Origin of the sequence: Bradyrhizobium sp. Rc3b (assembly GCF_900114915.1) — a bacterium.
GTDB lineage: Bacteria > Pseudomonadota > Alphaproteobacteria > Rhizobiales > Xanthobacteraceae > Bradyrhizobium.
Map to the genome: position 1 here is coordinate 85,904 of NZ_FOUS01000006.1, position 13,988 is coordinate 99,891.

At 67.9% G+C, this 13,988-nt stretch carries 14 protein-coding genes and 1 riboswitch; of the genes, 2 read left to right on the plus strand and 12 right to left on the minus strand.

What is annotated here, in order from left to right; all coding sequences use genetic code 11:
- Positions 1 to 3: 3 nt before the first annotated feature.
- Genes cobA through cbiE form a run of 5 tightly spaced genes read right to left on the minus strand, consistent with a single transcriptional unit; the run spans position 4 to position 4,367 of the window.
- Positions 4 to 735 (minus strand): uroporphyrinogen-III C-methyltransferase, encoded by a 732-nt coding sequence (cobA, locus tag BM190_RS15465; protein WP_092256179.1) that lies wholly within the window; start codon positions 733 to 735, stop codon positions 4 to 6.
- Positions 732 to 2,042, minus strand: coding sequence for a cobyrinic acid a,c-diamide synthase CobB (locus BM190_RS15470; protein ID WP_092256182.1), 1,311 nt, complete (start codon positions 2,040 to 2,042; stop codon positions 732 to 734). Before BM190_RS15470 ends, cobA begins: the two co-directional genes overlap by 4 nt.
- A complete protein-coding gene (gene cobM / locus BM190_RS15475) occupies positions 2,042 to 2,824 on the minus strand; it encodes a precorrin-4 C(11)-methyltransferase (RefSeq protein ID WP_092256185.1) in 783 nt (260 codons plus the stop codon). Before cobM ends, BM190_RS15470 begins: the two co-directional genes overlap by 1 nt.
- Complete coding sequence (locus BM190_RS15480) at positions 2,821 to 3,189, minus strand: cobalamin biosynthesis protein (RefSeq protein WP_177237093.1); 369 nt, start codon at positions 3,187 to 3,189, stop codon at positions 2,821 to 2,823. The genes cobM and BM190_RS15480 overlap by 4 nt, the downstream gene beginning before the upstream one ends.
- Positions 3,186 to 4,367 (minus strand): precorrin-6y C5,15-methyltransferase (decarboxylating) subunit CbiE, encoded by a 1,182-nt coding sequence (gene cbiE, locus BM190_RS15485; protein WP_092256190.1) that lies wholly within the window; start codon positions 4,365 to 4,367, stop codon positions 3,186 to 3,188. Before cbiE ends, BM190_RS15480 begins: the two co-directional genes overlap by 4 nt.
- Here cbiE and BM190_RS15490 point away from each other — a divergent pair.
- The gene (locus BM190_RS15490) at positions 4,366 to 5,112 is read left to right on the plus strand and encodes a cobalt-precorrin-6A reductase (protein WP_092256192.1); all 747 of its coding nucleotides are present in this window, start codon (positions 4,366 to 4,368) and stop codon (positions 5,110 to 5,112) included. The genes cbiE and BM190_RS15490 overlap by 2 nt on opposite strands.
- Here BM190_RS15490 and cobJ read toward each other — a convergent pair.
- From cobJ to BM190_RS15525, 7 genes are read right to left on the minus strand one after another with little or no spacing between them, the layout of a single operon-like run.
- On the minus strand, positions 5,088 to 5,822 hold the full coding sequence (gene cobJ / locus BM190_RS15495; protein ID WP_092256195.1) for a precorrin-3B C(17)-methyltransferase: 735 nt from the start codon (positions 5,820 to 5,822) through the stop codon (positions 5,088 to 5,090). The two genes, BM190_RS15490 and cobJ, sit on opposite strands and share 25 nt — an antisense overlap.
- Positions 5,819 to 6,550, minus strand: a complete 732-nt coding sequence (locus BM190_RS15500; protein ID WP_092256198.1) for a precorrin-2 C(20)-methyltransferase — start codon at positions 6,548 to 6,550, stop codon at positions 5,819 to 5,821. Before BM190_RS15500 ends, cobJ begins: the two co-directional genes overlap by 4 nt.
- A gap of 2 nt (positions 6,551 to 6,552) precedes the next feature.
- The gene (locus BM190_RS15505) at positions 6,553 to 7,182 is read right to left on the minus strand and encodes a precorrin-8X methylmutase (RefSeq protein WP_092256199.1); all 630 of its coding nucleotides are present in this window, start codon (positions 7,180 to 7,182) and stop codon (positions 6,553 to 6,555) included.
- Positions 7,182 to 8,345 carry a precorrin-3B synthase gene (cobG, locus tag BM190_RS15510; protein ID WP_092256866.1) on the minus strand — a complete coding sequence of 388 codons (1,164 nt, stop codon included), beginning with the start codon at positions 8,343 to 8,345 and terminating at the stop codon, positions 7,182 to 7,184. The genes BM190_RS15505 and cobG overlap by 1 nt, the downstream gene beginning before the upstream one ends.
- Positions 8,342 to 11,590 (minus strand): cobaltochelatase subunit CobN, encoded by a 3,249-nt coding sequence (gene cobN, locus BM190_RS15515; RefSeq protein ID WP_092256203.1) that lies wholly within the window; start codon positions 11,588 to 11,590, stop codon positions 8,342 to 8,344. The genes cobG and cobN overlap by 4 nt, the downstream gene beginning before the upstream one ends.
- Positions 11,590 to 12,624 carry a cobalamin biosynthesis protein CobW gene (cobW, locus tag BM190_RS15520; RefSeq protein ID WP_092256206.1) on the minus strand — a complete coding sequence of 345 codons (1,035 nt, stop codon included), beginning with the start codon at positions 12,622 to 12,624 and terminating at the stop codon, positions 11,590 to 11,592. Before cobW ends, cobN begins: the two co-directional genes overlap by 1 nt.
- The gene (locus BM190_RS15525; RefSeq protein WP_018315957.1) at positions 12,621 to 12,995 is read right to left on the minus strand and encodes a DUF1636 family protein; all 375 of its coding nucleotides are present in this window, start codon (positions 12,993 to 12,995) and stop codon (positions 12,621 to 12,623) included. Before BM190_RS15525 ends, cobW begins: the two co-directional genes overlap by 4 nt.
- Before the next feature lie 95 nt (positions 12,996 to 13,090).
- Positions 13,091 to 13,311: riboswitch (cobalamin riboswitch) on the minus strand.
- Between the two features lie 41 nt (positions 13,312 to 13,352).
- On the opposite strand from BM190_RS15525, the gene cobO reads away from it, so the two are divergent.
- Positions 13,353 to 13,988, plus strand: coding sequence for a cob(I)yrinic acid a,c-diamide adenosyltransferase (gene cobO / locus BM190_RS15530; RefSeq protein WP_092256208.1), 636 nt, complete (start codon positions 13,353 to 13,355; stop codon positions 13,986 to 13,988).

The following is a 13,988-nucleotide window of genomic DNA, read 5'->3' on the forward strand; positions in this document are numbered from 1 at the left end:
CCGTCATGACGGATAATCCCCCGCCAGCGCCCCAAACAGGATCACGGCGGCCGTCGACGCGGCGCCGCCGCGCGCAAGCTGCTCGGCAAGCTCGGCGATGGTGGTGCGGACCAGCCGTTCGTCCGGGCGGCCGAGGGATTCGGCGAACAGCGCGGGAGTATCTGCAGCGAGGCCGTGCGCGATCAACTTTGCGACAAGCGCGGGGAAGGTGCGCCGACCCATATAGACCACGGTCGTCGCCTCAGGATCGGCCAGGGCCGCCCAATTCAGATTCGGCGGCAACTCGCCGGTGACATCAGCGCCGGTGACGAATTGCACCCGGCGCGAGGTGTGGCGCCGGGTCAGGGGGATGCCGGCTTGCGCTGCGGCAACGCAGGCCGATGTGACGCCGGGAACGATCTCGTAGCCGATGCCGGCCTCACGCAGCGTCTCCAGCTCCTCCTCGAGCCGGCCGAAAATGCCGGCATCGCCCGACTTGAGCCGAACCACGCGCGCACCTGTTGCGGCGTAGTCGACCAGCAGGCGGTTGACGTGGTGCTGCTTGGTCGAGGGACGCCCTGCCCGTTTCCCCACCGCGACGAGATTGGCGCCGGGCCGGGCGAGATCAAGGATCGCGCCGGAGGCGAGATCGTCATAGAGCACGACGTCGGCCTCGCGCAGCCGCGCGGCGCCCTTGAGCGTGAGAAGCTCGGGGTCGCCGGGGCCGGCGGAGATGAAGGAGACGAATCCGCTCACCGGTCCTCCGCGATCAGATGAAAGAACGTGCCGGTGGCGTGGCCGCGCTGCGAACCGGTCTCGGCAATGACCGCGCCGGTTGCATCGTGCACGACTGCCAACGGCGTATCAGGCTGGGCAAGAATGGTCGAATAGTGGAACTCATGGCCGCGCAGGCGCGCACTGGGGCGATGTCCCGGCATCGGCGCGGCCAGCGTCGCGAGACGATAACCGAGATGCATGCGACGTTTGGCAAAGCTGGTCTCGAGGCCAAGCAGGCCTGTCATCTCATGGCGAACACCGTCCGCATCGGTCAAAGCGGTTCCCAGCACCATATAGCCTCCGCATTCGCCGTGCACCGGTCGCGTTTCGGCGAAGGCGCGCAGGCCGCTGCGAAAACGCGCATTGGCCGCGATCCTGCCGGCATGCAGCTCGGGATAACCGCCGGGCAGCCAGCACACATCGGCGCTCGCGTCGGGCGCTTCATCGGAGAGTGGCGAGAATGTCGAGATCTCCGCGCCCGCCCCGCGCCAGGCTTCCAGCATGTGCGGATAGACGAAAGAGAACGCCGCATCGCGCGCGAGCGCGATGCGCTGGCCCGGCGGCGTCACGTTCAGCCCATTCGCGGCGGGTTGTGGTGTCCAGGACGCAGCCGATCGCAGCACCGCATCGAGATCGACATGCTCGGCAACGAAGCGCGCGGCCTCGTCGATCAGCTTGCCGATCTCGGCCTGCTCCTCGGCCTGCACCAGGCCGAGATGCCGCTTCGGCAGGCTGATCTCGGCATGGCGCGGCAGCGCGCCGAACACGGCAATGCCGGCGTCGTTGAGCGCACGCCGCACGAGGTCTTCGTGGCGCGGGCTGGCAACGCGGTTGAGCACGACGCCGGCGAGCCGTACGCCGGGGCGATAATCACGAAGACCCGCGGCGATCGCCGCCGCGGTCTGCGCTTGTCCGGAAGGATCGATCACCAGCACCACCGGCCAGCCCAGCATCTCCGCAATGTCGGCGGTGGCACCGGTGCCGGAAACACCGGGCGCGGCGACGCCGTCGAACAGGCCCATCGATCCCTCGGCAAGCACGACATCGGCGTCCGCGCCGCGGCCGACGAGATGCGAGATCGCCCCGCGATCCATCGCCCAGCTATCGACGTTGACGGAAGCGCGCCCCGTGGCGGCGGCGTGGAAGGCGGGATCGATGTAATCGGGACCGCTCTTGAAGCACTGCACGTTCAAGCCGCGATGGCGCCAGGCGCGCGCGAGCGCCAGCGTCAGCGTGGTCTTGCCGACGCCGGAGGCCGGTGCGGAGATGACGAGGCCTGCCGCCATCACGAGCCCTCCGGAAAACGCGGCTCGGCGCCGACCGGCCGATAGCGGCGATCGTAATCAGCGGCGTAAAGGCGGCTCTCGTCGAAATCCGCAGCGCCGAGCGTCTTGCCGACCAGAATGATCGCGGTGCGCTCCATCTCGGTGCCGACGGCAGCATCGAGCGTAGCCAGCGTGGCGCTTATGATGCGCTGATCCGGCCAGCTCGCGCGCCAGACGATCGCGACCGGACAGTCCGCGCCGTAATGCGGCGCGAGCTCGGCGACGACCTTGTCGAGCAGATGGATCGACAGATGAATCGCGAGCACTGCACCGGTCGCGGCGAAGGCTGCCAACTTCTCGCCCTCAGGCATCGCGCTGGCACGGCCCGGCGTGCGCGTCAGCACCACGGTCTGAGCCAGGCCGGGCAAAGTCAGCTCGGCCTCGAGCGCTGCCGCAGCGGCGGAGAAGGACGGCACACCAGGCGTCACGGTGAACGGAACGCCAAGTGCGCGCAGGCGGCGGAGCTGCTCGCCCATCGCCGACCAGATCGAGAGATCGCCGGAATGCAGGCGGGCGACGTCCTTGCCCGCCGCATGCGCGGCGGCGATCTCGGCAATGATCTCGTCGAGCGACAGCGGCGCGGTATTGACGATGCGCGCGCCGGGCGGACAATGCGCCAGCACGCCCTCGGGGACCAGCGAGCCGGCATAGAGGCAGACCGGACAGGCCGCGATCAGGTCGCGGCCGCGCAACGTCAGCAGATCGGGAGCGCCCGGCCCCGCGCCGATAAAATGCACCGTCATGCGCCGTCTCCTTCCGCGATCGCGGCCGTCGCCGTGCGATCCTGCGAGACAACGCGTGTCGAGATCAGCCGAGCGCGAGGCCCGGCCGCAGCGAGCGCCGCGGCTTCGGCGATCGATCCAGTGCCGAACTTCTCCATCACGAGATTGGACTGGGTCGGCGTGGCGATACCGGCCAACATTTCGGCCGGTACAGCCTTGATCGGCACACCGCACTCACGCGCGAGCTGCTGCAGCGGCTCCGCGTCGGCCTTGTCGCTGACGGTTGCCATCGCAGTGAGGCCTTCGGGATCACCCGCCGCCAGCAGTGCTTCGCGCAGCGAAGCGAGACTGACATCTCTTCTGAAGCCAAACCCGGCCACCTTCATCGGACCGTACTCCACTGCACCACCGGCCGTGCCGCCTCCCAGGAGCGGTAGCGGCCGAGCGGCGCGGCATGCGCGATCTCCACCCGCATCAGCTCGCCGCCGTGGCGCTGGTGCAGATCGCCGAGCAACGCTTCCGTCTCCAATGTGACTGAATGTGCAACCAGCCGCGTGCCCGGCGCAATTCGCGACCAGATCTCATCGAACATCGCGCTATCGAGGCCGCCGCCGATGAAGACCGCATCCGGTGCTTCCAGGGCAGCAACAGCCTCGGGCGCCCTCCCTTTGACGACGGTGATCCGGTGCGAAAGTCCAAACGCCGCTGCATTGCTGCGGATGTTTGCGGTGCGTTCCTCGCGCGCCTCGATCGCAGTCGCTGTCCCGCCGCACAGCGCCCACTCGACCGAGATCGACCCCGAGCCGGCGCCGATATCCCACAGTCGCTCGCCCGGACGCGGCGCCAGCGCCGACAGCGCCAGCGCGCGCACCGGCCGCTTGGTGATCTGGCCGTCATGGATGAACAGATCGTCTGACAGGCCCGAGCTGCGGGGCATGCCTTGCGTGCCCCTCGCCAGCAGCGCTACCGCAACCAGATTTCCAGCGATATCATCAGCAAAGAGATCGACGCGATGCTGATCAATGTATTCCCGTGGGCCGCCAAGTGCCACGAGGGTCCACAAGAGTGAAGCGCCCCATCCGCGTTCGGTCAACCATTTCGCGAGATCGTCGACCGCCGCTGCGTCGCGTACCAGGCAGATGATGCGTGCATCTCGCGCCAGATGCGGCACGAGACGCTCGAACGGCGCGGCATGAAGCCCGATGCAGGTCACGGACTCCAAACGCCAGCCCAGCCGCGCGGCCGCAAGCGAGAAGGTCGACGGTGCCGGATGCGCGATCCACTCGTCCCCTCCGAGCTTCTCGGCAAGACCTGCGCCGGCGCCGTACCAGAATGGATCGCCGGAAGCGAGCACCGCCGTCGGCCGGCCGCGGCAGCTCAGAACGACACGGGCGTCGAACGGCACCGGCCACGGACGGCCGCGGCTGCCGACGCCGGCAAGCGCGAGATGCCGTTCACCACCGAAGACGGTTTCGGCCTCATTGAGCGCCTTTCGGCTTGCCTCCGACAGCCCGGCAAGGCCATCTTCGCCAATACCAATGATGGTCAGCCAGGGATCAGCCATGACGCGCGCCCTCATTCTGGGCGGAACTGCCGATGCGAGCTTGCTCGCCGCGGCGATCGCGCGAGCAGGCATCGAGGCCGTCTACTCCTATGGCGGTCGCACCCGCGCGCCTGCGGATCAGCCGCTGCCGACCCGCATCGGCGGCTTCGGCGGCGTTAGCGGACTGGCCGATTACATCCGCCGCGAAGGCATCACGCACGTGATCGACGCGACGCATCCGTTCGCTGCCGAGATGAGCCGCAATGCGGTCGAAGCGTGCGCGGAAACCGCCACACCGCTGATTGCGCTGGAGCGCCCGCCTTGGACGAAAGCGCCCGGCGACAACTGGATCGAAGTCACGGACGTCAGCGCCGCCGTCGCCGCGCTGCCCGAGGCGCCCGCAAAAGTGTTCCTCGCCATCGGACGCCAGCATATCGCGCCGTTTGCGAACAAGCCGCAGCATACCTATTCGCTGCGGTTCGTCGATCCGCCGGAGGCGCCCCTGCCCTTCGCCGCCGACGTGATCGTATCGCGCGGGCCGTTCACGTTCGACAGTGAGCTTGATCTGTTGCATGGGCGCGGCATCGGCTGGATCGTCGCCCGCAATTCCGGCGGCGACGGCGCGCGCGCCAAGATCGACGCGGCCCGCATGCTCGGCCTGCCCGTGATGATGATATCGCGGCCGGAGCTGCCCGAGCGGTTGCGGGTCGAGAGCGTGGCCGAGATCATGCAGTGGCTCGGTCATTCTACCCGCCTCGGCGCATAGACCCAGCGGCCGACCCGGCGGGTCTGCGAATTGCAGACGATCACCAGCGTGCGCATGTCGGCCATCTCGGGCCGGGCTTCGTTCAGCGTGACAGTTTCGATGCTCTCATCAGAATCGCTGATCGCGCGCGCAAAAATCACGAGGCGCTCGCCGCAGCCTGCGTCCTTCAGCACCGCAAGCGCGCGGCCGAATCCTTCCGGCCGGCTTGCCGAGCGCGGATTATACATCGCAATCGAAAAATCGGCCTCGGCGGCGAGCCGCAGGCGCTTCTCGATGACTGCCCACGGCTTGAGATTGTCGGAGAGATTGATCGCGCAGAAATCATGGCCGAGCGGCGCGCCCGCACGTGCGGCCGCTGCCAGCATCGCGGTGATGCCAGGCAGCACGCGAATCGAAAGATCCCGCCATTGCGGCGCCTGTTCGAGCGCCTCGAACACGGCCGAGGCCATCGCGAAGACGCCGGGATCGCCGGAGGAGACGACGACGACCTGCCCGCCTTTGGCGGCAAGCCGCAGCGCTTCGCTCGCACGCTGCAGCTCCTCGCGGTTATCCGAGGGGTGCAGCTTAAGCCCAGCACGCGGCGGCACGCGCGCGACATAGGGCGCGTAACCCAGAATGTCGGTCGCGGAAGCCAGCGCGGCCGTGACCTCGGGCGTCACCAGCGCATCGCTGCCCGGCCCGAGGCCCGCGATGGTCAATGTGCCCGTCATTCGGCAGCGTCCAGGTGCCGGCCCTTGCCGTGCACCAACACAATCGCGAAATAGGGACAGTCGGCGCCGTCGACCTCGGCGAGCCGCACCACGCGCTCGCCTGGCATGGTGCCGCGCTCGACCAGCCAGGCATCGTCGAGCCGGCCGGCAGAGCTGAGTGCACGCCGCACCTTTGCGAGATTGCGTCCCGTCTTCATGACGACGATCGCATCGGAATCGCGCATACGCCGCTCGAGCTCGTCTTCGCGAAGCGTCCCCATCAGCACGGTCGTCACGTCATCGCCGAGTGCGATCGGCTGTCCAACGCCGTTCCAGCAGCCGACCATGCCGGGAATGCCCGCGATCACCTCGATCTCGACGCGGCCCTGCAGGCGTATGTGCAGATGCATGAAGGAGCCGTAGAAATAAGGATCGCCCTCGCAAAGTACGACGACGTCGACCGCGCGCGCAAGCCGCGCCAGACGCTCCGCCCACTCGTCGTAGAAGCCGGCCAGCAGCTGCACGTACTCGGCGCTGTCGAAGGCGATCTCCGTCGTAACGGGATATTCCATGGGATATTCGGTGACATCGGTCGCCAACATGCCTTCGACGATGCGCCGCGCCTGGCCCGGCCGGCCCTTCTTGCGGAAATAGGCGACGTGCTGCGCGGCGCGCACGGTGCGATCGGCGCGCACGCTCATCAGATCAGGATCGCCGGGGCCGAGACCGCAGCAGATGATGCGTCCCATCGCTATTCGCTCCGGCTCGCCAGCGCATTCACCGCGGCAACCGTGATCGCAGAGCCGCCGAGGCGGCCCTGGACCGTCAGCGCCGGCACGGGCGGATCGGCCATCAGCGCGGCCTTGGACTCGGCCGCGCCGACAAAACCGACGGGACAGCCGATGATCGCCGCAGGCCGCGGGCAGTCGCGGTCCTCCAGCATGTTGAGCAGATGAAACAGCGCGGTCGGCGCATTGCCGATCGCAACGACCGCGCCATCGAGATGCGGCCGCCACAGCTCCAGCGCCGCGGCCGAGCGGGTGTTGTGCATGGATTGTGCGAGTGCAGGCACGGTCTCGTCGCCAAGCGTGCAGATCACAGCATTGGCTGCGGGCAACCTTGCGCGCGTAATCCCTTCCGAGACCATGCGCGCGTCGCAGAGGATCGGCGCGCCCTTCTGCAAGGCGGCGCGCGCAGCGATCGCCATGCCCGGGGTGAAGCGGATATGCGCCTCAAGACCCACCATGCCGGCGGCATGGATCATCCGCACCACGACTTGCTCCTCGTCGGGCGAAAAGCGCGCGAGATCGGCTTCGGCGCGGATGGTCGCAAAGGACTGCCGGTAGATCGCCGCGCCATCGGTCTCGTAAGTGTGCGGCATCAGTTCCCTCCCACCAGGATGGAGGGGTCGCTGACGATGTCGGCGCCGTTCAGGCCGCGCAACACCGGCTCGTCGCGGATCGAGCCGTCACGGACGAGATCGAAGCCGGCGCGGGTCGCCACCAGCGTGACGGCGGCCGTGCCGGAATGGGCACAGCCCTTGCCGCAGCCGGAGACGTGCAGCCGCGTATCGGCGGCGATGCGCGGGGCGAGCGCTGCTGCGAGCGCGCGCGTATCGGCATGGGCTTCGCGGCAGCGCGGCGCGCCACTGCAGGCGATGACGCGCAACGCGGGATCGAACGGCTCGGTGATCAGGCCCGGCGCGCTCGGCATCTCGCGCTTGCCTTCGCTCAGCACCATCCGCCAGGGCGTCATGCGCAGCGCATGTCCGCAACCGGCGAATTGATGCAGCGTCGTATGCAGCATCTGCCCGAACGCGACGCCCACCATCGCGCCTTGCGGATAGTGCCCGGGGCGCGAGGCGGCCATCACGGGCGCGGGCTCGGTCTCGCCGCGCAACGATTGAGGCAATAGCGCGCCGGAGGCGATGTGGGCCGCCATGCGCCCTCGCCCGCCCGTCGCGCCGCCGGAGACCAGGAACCAGCTTGCGAGCGCGAGCGCCGTGCTCACGGCCTCTCCGCGTGCGACGGAGCGGCCGAGCTTTGCGCCGTTGGCCCGCACCAGGAGACCGCCTGTGCGATCGCGCTCGATGCGTATGTCGGCGGAATCGCCGGCGAGCACGCGCGAGGTCCCGTCATCGATCGCGAAACCGAACTTCGTTGGAAGCGCGAGCGCGTTATCCTCGAGCGCTTCTTCGAGCTCGGCTGCTAGCGGTTGAGTCGCGTCGCCAGCGCGCCAGAACGGCGTGACGAGGATGTTGCGACGGGCTTCCGTCGCCGGATCCGGATCGAGCAGCGCCAGTCGCGCAAGGCCGTCGATCAACGGCCGATGGCCTTCTTCGCTAACGCCCCTGATCTGCAGATTGGCACGGCTCGTCACGTCGATCAGACCATTGCCGTGTTGCCCGGCGAGCTCGGCAAGTCCTGTGATTTGTGGTGCTTCGAGCCGCCCACCGAACGGACGCACGCGCACCACGAGCCCGTCGCCCGAGAGCATCGGGCGCAGCGCGCCGGGACACCAGCCCTTGACCGTGGCCGCGCTCATGAGGCCTCCCGCAGCGCCGCCGCGATCGAATTGCGGCGCGTTTGCCAAAGCGCCGCATCGTGCAGGCGCGCGAAACAGGTTTCCATCGCGGCGAGAGCGGACGGATTTTCACGCGCCATGAAGGCGCGGACGTCGTCATTGCCGAGCGTCGCATCGTAGTAGAGATCGAACAGATGCGGCGGCACGGCGCCGGCAAGATGAGCGAAAGCGGCCATATGCTCCAGCGTCGCGGTGATCTCGGCGGCGCCGCGAAAGCCATGACGCATCATGCCGGCGATCCACGCCGGGTTGGCGGCGCGCGCTCGGACGACGCGCGAGACCTCCTCGGTCAGCGTGCGCGCGTGGGGCTGCTCGGGACGAGTCGTGTCGAGGTGATAGAGCGATGGTCCTGCCGCGCCCAGATGCTCTGCAGCCGCCGCAACGCCGGCTTCATGCGCGGCATAATCGGCCGCGAGCAGCAGATCAGTTTCCGGCAAATCCTGGACATGGACAAAGCCATCAGCCGAAGCAAGGCGCTGCTCGATGCCGGCGCGATTCGGCTGCATCTCGCCGTCGGCCGAGAACGCCCAGGACGATGCCGACAACCAGGCTTCGCCCGCGGCTTCGCGTGTCTCGGGCGTGAAGGCATCGGGGATCGCCGATAGACCGACGCCGTATTGTCCGGGACGCGGCGCGAACACGCGGGAGGCGCGGTGGCGGTACGGATTCTCGTCGCCCTCGTCCTCGCGCGTCGCAAGCGCTTCGGAGGCGGCCTCGAACAATTGCGCAAGGCCTGAGAAGACGTCGCGGAACAGGCCCGACACCCGCAACGTGACATCGATGCGGGGACGGCCGAGCTCGGCCGGCGCGACGATGTCGTATCCGATGACGCGGCCGAAGGCGTGATCCCAGCGCGGCGCAAGGCCGGCCAGATGCAGCGCCATCGCAAATTCCTCGCCCGCGGTGCGCATCGTTGCCGAGCCCCAGAGATCGACCACGAGGCCCTTCGGCCAGTCGCCATGATCCTGCAGATGGCGGCGCAGCAGCTCTTCGGCAAGCTTGATGCCCTGCGCATGCGCCGACGGCGTCGGCACCGCGCGCGGATCGACGGCAAAGAGATTGCGTCCGGTCGGCAACACGTCCTGACGGCCGCGATAGGGCGAGCCCGACGGTCCCGGCGCAACGCGCTTGCCGGCAAGTGCCGAACGCAACGCGTCGCGCTCCGCATCGCCGCAGGCGCCGCGGCCGAACACATGCAGGCCGTCGCCGAACTGGCTTTCCTTGAGATCGCAGACGAAGCGATCGATCCGCGGAATGGCTTCGGCGGGCGCGGCCGAGGCATCCAAACCGAGATCGTCCTCGAGGCCCGCCACGCGCGCCTCATCACGGATCGCTGCGATCAATCGCTGACGGCGCGCGGGATCGAGACCATCGGCGGTCGAATATTCGTCGAGGAGCTGTTCGAGCCGGCGCAAGCCTTCGGGCACGGCGGATGCGGTGAGCGGCGGCGGCAGATGACCAATGGTGACGGCCCCCAAGCGCCGCTTGGCCTGCGCGGCCTCGCCGGGATCGTTGACGATGAAGGGATAGATGATTGGAAGATCGCCGATCAGGGCTTCCGGCCAGCACGCGGACGACAGCGCCACGGATTTCCCGGGCAGCCATTCCAGCGTGCCATGTGCGCCCATGTGCACGACGGCGTCACAGGCCTGCTGCCGAAGCCAGAGATAGAACGCGACATAGGCGTGGCGCGGCGTGCGGGCGAGATCGTGATAATCGGTATCGCGCGTGGTCGCATCGCCGCGTTCCGGTTGAACCGCGATGATCGATCGGCCGCATTGGATCGCGGCGAAATGAAACGCGCCGTCGCGGCAGCTCGGATCACTCTCGGGCGCGCCCCAGGCTTGCGCGAGATCATCCTGCAAGGCTTGCGGCAGGCGCGAAAGCGCCGCGCGGTAGTCGGCGACGCTCCAAGTGAGCTTCTGCTTGAGCAGCGCCTCGCCGAGCGCATGGACCGGAACAACATCGAAGCCGGCCTCGGCGAGATCCGACACCAACGCCTCGACCGAGGCCAGCGCATCGAGCCCGACCGCATGCGCGATCTGGTGCGGCCGGCCCGGATAGTTCGAGAGCACGAGCGCCAGGTGCTTCTCACCGGCCGGCGTCTCCGCAAGTCGCCGCCACGCCGCGACGCGCGCAGCGACGGCCGTCACGCGCTCCTCATCGGCGCGATGCGCCAGGTGTGAGAACTGCAGATCGGGGTCACGAATGCCGGCTGATTTGAAGCTCACCACGCCCGCGAACAAACGGCCGTCGACCTCGGGCAGCACCACATGCATCGCGAGATCGCCGGGCGACAGGCCGCGCAGCGACTCCGTCCAGTCCTCGCGCCGGGCGGTGGAGAGCGCGACCTGGAACACCGGGCACGCTGCGGCATCGAACGGCGTCGTGCCGTCGTCGCCAGCCGCGGAGAACGCCGTCGCGTTGACGATCGCCGCCGGAGGATTTTGCGCAAGATGCGCCCGCAACCAATCCGCGACGCCCGCGGCCTTCAGCGAGGTCACGAACACGCCGCAGGCTTCAAAGCCGCGCCCGCGCAGCTCTGCGATCAGGGCATCGACCGGGCCCATGTCCGCGGCGGTGAGATATGAGCGATAGAACGTTACCAGCACACGCGGCTTGCCCTCGCCGTGCGCCGGTGCCGCAATGACGCCGCGGGCGGGATCGTAGAACCCCATCTCGGGCACAGCGGTATCGCCGATAACAGGCCCGGCATAGAGTCCCGAAGCCAGTGCGAGCTGTGCGATCGCGGCTTGCGCGGCGACCGGTCCGCCGGTGTCGCAGAGCACCTTGAGCCGGCGCAGCGTCGAGACCGGCAGGGTCGAGTATGCATCGAGCCGCGGGTCGTCGCGGCCGTCGGCCGGCAGCACGGCCAGCACAATGCCACGGTCCTTGGCGAGCTGCCGGAGCACAGCCAGACCATACGGCCAGTAGGACTCACCACCAATCAGGCGAACCAGAATGCCACGCGCCTGAGACAGCGTGCGCTCGATATAGGTGTCCACTGACAGCGGATGACGCAGCTCCGCGAGATTGGCGAGCCGCAGCGTCGGCAGGCTGTGGCGGCCACGCCGCCAGCCGGCTGCGAACGCCGCGAGATCCGAATCCGAATACGAGAGCACCACGAGATCGGCCGGGTCCTGGCCGATATCCCTTGGCGTCGCGGTCTCCTCCAGACCGCGGCTCTCGCGGAAGACGACGTGCATCAGATACCTAGTCCTGCCTTGATGGCGGCCTCGTCGATATCGCCGTGCTCGCCGATCACGACGAGCTTCGACCGCCTGTGACCTGCGCCCCAGGGCTTGTCGAACTGGTGGCGCACGCGCTCGCCGACCGCCTGCAGCAGCAGCCGCATCGGCTTGCCCGCGACCGCGATGTAGCCCTTAGCGCGCAGCACGTTCTGCTCGCGCGCCAGCTTCTGGACGGATGCGACCAGCGCATCGACGTCGGCGACTTCAGGAAGGTCGACCACGACCGAGGCGAAATCATCGTGCTCGTGCTCTTCCTCGCCGTCATGATGCGAGGGACGCGCGGCGAGATCGTTCTCGGCGGCAGCGCCAAGACCGAGGATGACGCGCGCATCGATCGCACCGTCGGTCACGGGGAGCATCGGCACGCGGCGCGGCATCTCGGCGGTGATGGCAGCCTTGGCCGCTTCAAGTCCCGCCGCGCCAGCGAGGTCGGCCTTGGTCAGCAGCACGATGTCGGCGCAGGCGATCTGATCCTCGAACACTTCCGACAGCGGCGTCTCGTGATCCAGGCTCTCGTCCGCCGCGCGCTGCGCTTCGACGGCGTCAGGATCCGGCGCAAAGCGGCCAGCGGCGACAGCCTCGGCATCCGCGAGCGCGATCACGCCGTCGACGGTGATGCGCGAACGGATCTCCGGCCAGTCGAATGCCTTCAGCAGCGGCTTGGGCAGCGCCAGGCCCGAGGTCTCGATCAGGATGTGATCGGGCCGCACGGGCCGCGCCAGTAGTTTTTCCATGGTCGGAATGAAATCGTCGGCAACGGTGCAGCAGATGCAGCCATTGGCGAGCTCGACGATGTTCTCCTCCGGGCAATTGGCGTCGGCGCAGGATTTCAATATCTCGCCGTCGACGCCCTCACTGCCGAACTCGTTGACGAGCACCGCGAGCTTCTTGCCGCCGGCATTGCTGAGCAGATGCTGGATCAGCGTCGTCTTGCCCGAGCCGAGAAAACCGGTGACCACCGTCACAGGGACTTTTGCGAGCGAGTTCATTCGGCGGCCTCCGGCACGACGGCAATGGGGGGAATGCGGGCAAGCGACTGCTTGCGGAATATTTCCGGCCGGCTGCGCCAGGGCACGAGGCCGTCAGGCGCGGCCGCATAGGCCGCGGCGCCCGCGACCACATCCTGCGCATTTGCATCCGAGAGGCGGCCATAGACGTAAGACCACCGGCCGGGCGCGCTCAGCGCGACCGAGCAACCCTGGTTGCATGCCGACAGGCATTCGACGGGAACCACATTGACACCCTCGGGCACGCCCGCGTCGAGGATCGCCCCATGCAGGCGCTTGCCGGGCGTCGCCTCGCCTTCGCCAGGCGTCTCGCCGGCACGGCAGGTGATGCAGACGTGAAGTGTGACGGTCATCGCCTCTTCCAGATAACAGCGGGAGGCGATGAGGCACACGGACCGCTCTATTGGAGGCCCGTTTTCCCCGTCGCGGAACACCCCGTCCGCCGGTCCAAAACTCGTCCGCGCTGGCAGGTCTCCCGGCTTGCGGAGCAGGGTTTTCCCCTTCGATCCCCGCCTTCCCGATTCCCTGAGGGAATCAGTGGCTTCGGACATCTCTCCGGTCACGGTCGCGGGGGCGGCTGCATTTTGGACCCAAATCTTGCCGATTCGGACCCTATCGCATTCCCTCTTCGCCTGTCATAGGACAGGAACCAACGCCGGGCCACCATTTGCCGGTGGCCGCCACTTGTCAAGCCGAAGGACCGGGACCCGATGACGCCTGAACCGGATACAAAAACGGCCGAAGAAACCGACGCCCGCCACGCCACGAAAATGGCGAAGAAGAAGGCCGCCCGCGACAAGATCATGGCGACCAAGAGCGGCGAAAAGGGCCTCATCATCGTCCACACCGGGGCCGGCAAGGGCAAGTCCTCGTCGGCCTTCGGCATGATCGTCCGCTGCGTCGCGCACGGCCTTCCCTGCGCAGTCGTGCAATTCATCAAGGGCGCCTGGGATACCGGCGAGCGGCGCCTGCTCACCGGCCATTTCGGCGACCTCTGCCAGTTCCACGCCATGGGCGAAGGTTTTACGTGGGAGACGCAGGACCGCGCCCGCGACATCGCCGCCGCGCGCGCCGGCTGGGAGAAGGCCAAGGAGCTGATCCTCGATGAGAGCCTGCGTATGGTCGTGCTCGACGAGATCAACATCGCGCTGCGCTACGACTATCTCGACATCGCCGAGGTCGTCGAGTTTCTGACCACCTCGAAGCCGCCGATGACGCATGTCGTCCTCACCGGCCGCAACGCCAAGGAGGAGTTGATCGAGATCGCCGATCTCGTCACCGAGATGACGCTGGTGAAACATCCCTTCCGCTCCGGCATCAAGGCACAGGCCGGCGTCGAGTTCTGA

What these genes read in the sequence shown, in the direction of transcription:
- BM190_RS15470 (WP_092256182.1), bottom strand. Translation starts at nt 2,042, where the DNA reads ATGGCGGCAGGCCTCGTCATCTCCGCACCGGCCTCCGGCGTCGGCAAG.
- BM190_RS15480 (WP_177237093.1), bottom strand. Translation starts at nt 3,189, where the DNA reads ATGAAGGTGGCCGGGTTTGGCTTCAGAAGAGATGTCAGTCTCGCTTCG.
- cobM (WP_092256185.1), bottom strand. Translation starts at nt 2,824, where the DNA reads ATGACGGTGCATTTTATCGGCGCGGGGCCGGGCGCTCCCGATCTGCTG.
- BM190_RS15505 (WP_092256199.1), bottom strand. Translation starts at nt 7,182, where the DNA reads ATGCCGCACACTTACGAGACCGATGGCGCGGCGATCTACCGGCAGTCC.
- BM190_RS15525 (WP_018315957.1), bottom strand. Translation starts at nt 12,995, where the DNA reads ATGACCGTCACACTTCACGTCTGCATCACCTGCCGTGCCGGCGAGACG.
- cobG (WP_092256866.1), bottom strand. Translation starts at nt 8,345, where the DNA reads ATGAGCGCGGCCACGGTCAAGGGCTGGTGTCCCGGCGCGCTGCGCCCG.
- cobW (WP_092256206.1), bottom strand. Translation starts at nt 12,624, where the DNA reads ATGAACTCGCTCGCAAAAGTCCCTGTGACGGTGGTCACCGGTTTTCTC.
- BM190_RS15500 (WP_092256198.1), bottom strand. Translation starts at nt 6,550, where the DNA reads ATGGGACGCATCATCTGCTGCGGTCTCGGCCCCGGCGATCCTGATCTG.
- cobN (WP_092256203.1), bottom strand. Translation starts at nt 11,590, where the DNA reads ATGCACGTCGTCTTCCGCGAGAGCCGCGGTCTGGAGGAGACCGCGACG.
- BM190_RS15490 (WP_092256192.1), top strand. Translation starts at nt 4,366, where the DNA reads ATGACGCGCGCCCTCATTCTGGGCGGAACTGCCGATGCGAGCTTGCTC.
- cbiE (WP_092256190.1), bottom strand. Translation starts at nt 4,367, where the DNA reads ATGGCTGATCCCTGGCTGACCATCATTGGTATTGGCGAAGATGGCCTT.
- cobO (WP_092256208.1), top strand. Translation starts at nt 13,353, where the DNA reads ATGACGCCTGAACCGGATACAAAAACGGCCGAAGAAACCGACGCCCGC.
- cobJ (WP_092256195.1), bottom strand. Translation starts at nt 5,822, where the DNA reads ATGACGGGCACATTGACCATCGCGGGCCTCGGGCCGGGCAGCGATGCG.